We start from the raw sequence: 4,599 nt of genomic DNA on the forward strand, positions 1-4,599 counted from the left end.
CGACCGACGCACCTACCAAGCAACCATCACCATCAACCTCTTGACCACACCGATCAGCCCATAACTTCACGGCGTTGGCCTAAAGGTGCTGCACGTCATCGCCGAAGACCGCAAGAAGGAACGCAAGCAACTGGAAGATCAGCTCCATGAGCGCTTCGCCTACCTGCGCCTACCTGGCAGCGAATGGTTCCATCCCGGCCCCGAGTTGACGGAGTTCATCGCCTCCAGATGCGCCAGGGAGTGCTACCCGTCGCCGACCTAAATCTGGCCCTGGTCCCGAGATCGCCTTCCTCCAGAACAGCAGCGTCCCCGCCGACTTCCTGCCGGACGGTGCCGCACTGGACCGGCTCTGCCCGGCCGGTCAGCCCGTGACGGCAGTCGGGCGCAGTTAGCTGTAGACCGTCTCCCGGCTGATACCGAACTCCCGGGCTAGCACGGACTTCTGCTCGCCTGCGGCGGCGCGCTCGCGCAACTGCTGCGCCTGCTCGGAGGTGAGCGCGGGTTTGCGACCGGTGTAAACGCCGCGCTGCTTGGCCACGGCGATCTTCGGTGCTAGTGGTGACTGTGGTGTTGGGGTGTACCTCAAGCTGACATCGGCTAAGCGTTGTGGCCTCGGACGAGTTCGTTCCGGGGCTCGGCCGTTCATGACGCACCTGCCCACCGTGTCGACGTTGCTCAGGTAGCCCGTCACGGTAGCCCGAAGGCGCGGATGGAGCCGGCCTCGACAATCACCGCGTCGAAGGGGTAGCGAGCGAAGGCTTGGGGCAGGACGAAGTGCGTCCAGAGGTGCCGTTGGTCGGCGAGGCCGATGAAGCTGAAGTCCTGCGCGGACTGGCAGGCGCGATAGAGCCTCGCCGACGCGGAGGAAGCCGCAGGGGCGAGCAGCGTGCCGATCTCCATCAGCTCGGGGGAGCTCAGCAGGATCTCGCGCGGGACGTACGCCCGGACTCCGCCGCGACCTCGGCCGGCGTTGAAGCCGAGCTCGATCAGGTCCTTCTCGGCGTACCCGAAGGTGAATGCCGCCATCTCGCCGAGGTCGAGCGGATGCGGATAGCCAGGATGATCGGCGCTCGACAGGAGACCGTTGACCTTGAAGGACAGCGCCCGGTTCAGGATCGTGCGGATCTCGGCGTCGGTGTAACGCGCGGCATGCGCGGCACGAGCCAGCCGGACCAGTTCCGGTCCCAGCCTTTCCGACCGTCCCTTTGCCATCCGGACCGGGCGCAGGATCTGCTTCTTCACGTCGTCGTCCGGAATGTCGAAGGCCGAACGTCGGGCGAGTTCGGCGGTGAGCCAGTCGGTCAGCAACGGCACTTCGACGTGTACGGACTCGATGATCCCGGTCAGGGTGAACGCGACGTCGTCGCCGAGCATCGGGACCCAGTCGGCGACGAACAAGTGCCCGGGGGCCTCGCCGGTTTCCGGGCGGGCGACGACGACGGCCGTCATGTCGGCGGCTGGTGGAGGCTCTGGGGCGGAGGTCTTATCGCTGGATTCGTCTCGCGACGGCCCCGATGGCCGATCGAACGAGTGCATCAGCTGGGTGACCTGATCGACGATCTTGTACTTATCCTCGCCACAGGCCAGCGCCAGCACCAGGGCGACCGCGCGGACATCATCCAGGGCCGCCGGCCCACCCTGGGAGATGATCTGGTGGATCACGTCCTTCTTCGGTGAACCGTCGAGGCGGTCATCGCAGGCGATCCGCTTCTCCAGATCCTCCAGCGTGGGCCTGCCCGCTTTCTCGCGCAGGTCGTAGAGCAGATCGCGGACATCGCGCTGCGGCCCGGCGTCGAGCTCGGGCCGGGCCAGCTTCCGCGGGCGGCGCACCGGGGCGCGCTTGGCGGCGGCCGTCGGCGGGCGGGGCACTCGTCGGGACTTGTCGGCATTCATCGCCGACCAATGATGCCCCACCGCCACCAGTCGCGGGCTGCTCGACACTCGTCGGCACTCAGGTCAGCCCTCGCGAGACGGGCCGAATCTGAATACGCAAGCCGGCGCTGGCTCCGCTTTCGTCTCCGACATCCAGGGAGCATCCGATGACCCGATCCCCGCAGCACCCCCATGGCCCCCAGCCGCGCCGCACCCAGATCACCCTCGCAGTGATCACCGGCGTTCTCGCTGGCGCCACCCGCGCTCTGACCGGCTGGCTCCTCGACCACCTGAGCACCGACAACTAACCGGCCCCGGGGCGGGATCCCGCGCTGTACCGACGGGCTGGCGGGATCCCGCCCTCCTCACTTACGCGTGCAGAGGAGTACGGACCCCCGTGCAGGCGACTCCGGAAATCGACAGCATCGATGTCGTAGAGCCGCCAGTAGCAAATCACCGTGGTCTCGATCAAGCCGCGTGGGTCGGCATGGTCAGGTTGACTCCGCGCCGACGTCTCGCCCCTGAGACACCTCGAAGTCTCTGGAGAACCGTCCCACTTGGGCTCGTACACCAGGTCCGGACCGACGGGCACCGCGTCAACGGGGGCGGCGAGCATCGGCGCGACCGGCCGTCGCAGCGCCCCAGCCGCCGGCCCGACACGACGCCTGGCCGGGCTCACCGCCCACCAAGACTCTGAACAGCCCTCATCTCCGCCCCCACGTCATCCCGGGGGATCGGCTACCGCACGCGGGCGAAGATCCACGACATCGAATACTGCTGGCGCGACGTCTCGCACTGTGCTGCCACGCTGCCGGTTACTGCAGGCGGTTCGACCGGCGGGGCCGTCTCCGGACCTCGGAGGCCCCGGCTCTTCCCGAAGAACAGCGTCAGCTCGCCCGGGGGAACGTGTCGGCGACCTGCGCACGGTGAACGCGTAACCAGCTACGGGGACGCATCTCGCCGAGCCAGAGGGCGCTAGTGAACCCCTGCTCGCCGCGCTGATGGTTCGAAGCCGTGTCTACCTTCGCCTGAAGCGAAAAGCGGTCGCTATGGCTGCTTGGGTGCATGTGGAGCCGGAGTGAATTCTCGGCTCACGCGTAGCAGCGTCTCCCCGTAGACTCGGTCGCCCAGTGAATCTCACGGCGACCGGGTTACCGTTCTGGTGCAGCGCGTTGTGCGGTGCACTGGTCGGTGTGGCACTACCGCCCGCCTGCGCCTGGTTCGTGGCAAGCCTACGAACACACACCGACGCCCCGCGCTCCGTGCCGATGACGGCCAGGGCCTCACCCCGTCGCGGCGTCCGGTGCCGTCGGCGGATACTCCGCGTTGCCTGAGCGGCCTCGGGCTAGCTGCCGCCTCCGCAGGCCTCCCCTGGCAGCTGAGCTCCGGCGGCCTGCTGATGGTCGCTGTGTGGCTCGTCGTGCTCTACGCCGGCGTGCTGCTCGCCGTCATCGATATCGCCTTGAGGCGGCTCCCCACATCCATCATCGGCGCCGCGGCGCTCGCCGTCGGCGTGCTCCTCGCCGGTCAAGCCGCGGCCACCGGCCAGACGCATACCCTGCTCACCGCCGCGCTGGCGGCCGTAGCGCTCGGCGGCGGCTACTTGCTTCTGACACTCGTCAGCGGCAGCGGAATGTGGACCTGACATTGTCGGAACTCTGCACTCGGCTATCGAGCGGCAACCGCTCGGGACGAGGTTGGCTCGGTGGGCTACATGCGCGGCCCGAATCAGAACTAGGTCGCCCTCTATTCGGCGGCAGTGCCGACTATGTGCGGCAGGTCAGTTCCGGTCGAGTCCAGCTGGGCTATCGGCGCGACGTCTTCCGCAATTGGCGAAACAAGCGGATAGGAGCCACGCCAGTGCTGCCTGATTAATTCTTCGGTGGGGCTTCCCGTGAGCCAGTAATCGAGGCCGATGTTGGTACCGTCTACCGCGTTCAGGGCCTTGCGCCAAAAAGGGGAGGGGCCTGTGATGCCCAGCTCATCAATAACTGCCTGAGTTGACTGAATGGATAGCTGAAGAGCGCCGGATATGGCATTGAAGGCGTGATGCGATTGTACGGTCACCTGGCCTGCGGCTCCCGTGATGGCCATGCCTGCGATCGACTTCGCCTGAGCGGGGTCTTGGTGGGCGAATCCGTGCCTTACCTTCACCATGGCGTCCAGGAATGCTGAGGCACCCTCGCGCTTGTGGCAGTGGCGGTGCACTCGCCAGGTTCCGTCGCCCCCGAGGTCGGCGTTCGACACTTGGACGGCGATCTCCCAATGGTCCTGCAGGTCGAACCGAAAGAGCATCCAGAATAATTTTCGCACGTTCCGTGGGCTGGGGGTCTGAATCTCGCCGCGTGAGCCAGATATGGTTACCCAGTCTTTGCTTGGCGGGGGCGGATCCATGATTGACAGCGCGACGGTTGCAAGTCGCTCCATATAGGCTTCCCATGCGCCAACGGCCGCGACAATGGCCGCGCGATTCAGTGCCTTGTTCCAGGCCGGCGGTGCTCCCGCCCCAGTCGCTCCCTTGCTGCGCCTTTCCTCGACTAGGCGTCGCAGTGAATCATCCACAACCAGCCCCAAGCGCATGGCGTCGCGGAAATGAACTCCCAACTCATCCACCACGTCCTGGAGCGCATTCCTCGACAAGGGGCCCCTCCACGGCCCCGGCGTTGTTCCGGCTTGAGGTGTTCTGTCCAGGTTGAGGACCGGACAGAGCTGAAGTTGTGGGACGAG

General features: G+C 66.4%; 6 protein-coding genes. 3 read left to right on the top strand and 3 right to left on the bottom strand.

Going from position 1 to position 4,599, the window contains the following annotated elements; genetic code table 11:
• Positions 1 to 85 precede the first annotated feature (85 nt).
• Entirely contained in the window at positions 86 to 262 is a 177-nt protein-coding gene (locus AC1WTP_RS34130) for a GIY-YIG nuclease family protein (protein ID WP_481653334.1), read from the top strand.
• Between the two features lie 126 nt (positions 263 to 388).
• On the opposite strand, the gene AC1WTP_RS34135 is transcribed toward AC1WTP_RS34130, so the two are convergent.
• A complete protein-coding gene (locus tag AC1WTP_RS34135; RefSeq protein ID WP_481653335.1) occupies positions 389 to 538 on the bottom strand; it encodes a helix-turn-helix domain-containing protein in 150 nt (49 codons plus the stop codon).
• Between the two features lie 149 nt (positions 539 to 687).
• Complete coding sequence (locus tag AC1WTP_RS34140) at positions 688 to 1,893, bottom strand: hypothetical protein (RefSeq protein ID WP_481653336.1); 1,206 nt, start codon at positions 1,891 to 1,893, stop codon at positions 688 to 690.
• A 146-nt stretch (positions 1,894 to 2,039) separates the two neighbouring features.
• Between AC1WTP_RS34140 and AC1WTP_RS34145 the strand changes: the two genes are divergently transcribed.
• Together AC1WTP_RS34145 and AC1WTP_RS34150 are read left to right on the top strand one after the other, a co-directional pair.
• The gene (locus tag AC1WTP_RS34145; protein ID WP_396685658.1) at positions 2,040 to 2,180 is read left to right on the top strand and encodes a hypothetical protein; all 141 of its coding nucleotides are present in this window, start codon (positions 2,040 to 2,042) and stop codon (positions 2,178 to 2,180) included.
• A 1,100-nt stretch (positions 2,181 to 3,280) separates the two neighbouring features.
• Positions 3,281 to 3,517: a hypothetical protein gene (locus AC1WTP_RS34150; RefSeq protein ID WP_481653337.1), complete on the top strand. Its 237-nt coding sequence runs from the start codon at positions 3,281 to 3,283 to the stop codon at positions 3,515 to 3,517.
• A gap of 101 nt (positions 3,518 to 3,618) precedes the next feature.
• On the opposite strand, the gene AC1WTP_RS34155 is transcribed toward AC1WTP_RS34150, so the two are convergent.
• The coding region (locus tag AC1WTP_RS34155; RefSeq protein WP_481653338.1) for a hypothetical protein at positions 3,619 to 4,599 on the bottom strand (981 nt) is incomplete at its 5' end.

Source organism: Micromonospora sp. R311 (assembly GCF_056780015.1).